The sequence below is a fragment of the Stenotrophomonas maltophilia group sp. RNC7 genome (assembly GCF_030910085.1).
In the GTDB taxonomy this organism is placed as follows: domain Bacteria; phylum Pseudomonadota; class Gammaproteobacteria; order Xanthomonadales; family Xanthomonadaceae; genus Stenotrophomonas; species Stenotrophomonas sepilia.
In genome coordinates, this window is record NZ_JAVFVN010000521.1 from 1 (window position 1) to 542 (window position 542).

Genomic DNA, 542 nt, shown 5'->3' on the forward strand with positions numbered 1-542 from the left:
CAATCTCTAGCCACATTGTTTTCTATGATAACTTCCAAATCTTTACATTTGGGACATTTATACTTGATCTCCGTTTCCTTTGTACATCCATTTGCTTTTATCGTATTTAGGCGCTTCTGCACCTTTTCCATTAGTAAGCTCATTTCTTCCAACTTGATTTCCCCCTTTCAAGTTCTTTCCCCACTCAACATATTTTTTGAAAGACGTATTTATTTGGCTCCTAGGATTGTCTTTAGTTTTAAGCGGCTGGTCCAATTTATAGGCTGACCAATCTTTAATACTTTCTAATAAGTTAAGTGTTGGGTATCTATCTTTCAATCTGTTATACATATCCAAATCCTTTTGTCTGTCTAGTGGATAGTTTTCAATCCCCTCTAAGATTTTTATGAATTGTGCTTCTTCGGGATTGAGGACAATAATATTATCTTTATTATCTTTGTTATCTTTATTACTTTCTTCTTTTGTGGTCACTTGCTGGTCGCTTGCTGGTCGCTTGATGGTCACTTGCTGGTCGCTTTGCTGGTCGCTAACATTATTCAAAT

At 35.8% G+C, this 542-nt stretch carries 1 protein-coding gene; it reads right to left on the reverse strand.

The window, feature by feature from the left end; genetic code table 11:
* Positions 1 to 57 precede the first annotated feature (57 nt).
* A partial coding sequence (locus RCF13_RS10120) for a hypothetical protein (protein WP_308141122.1) occupies positions 58 to 542 on the reverse strand: 485 nt, incomplete at its 5' end.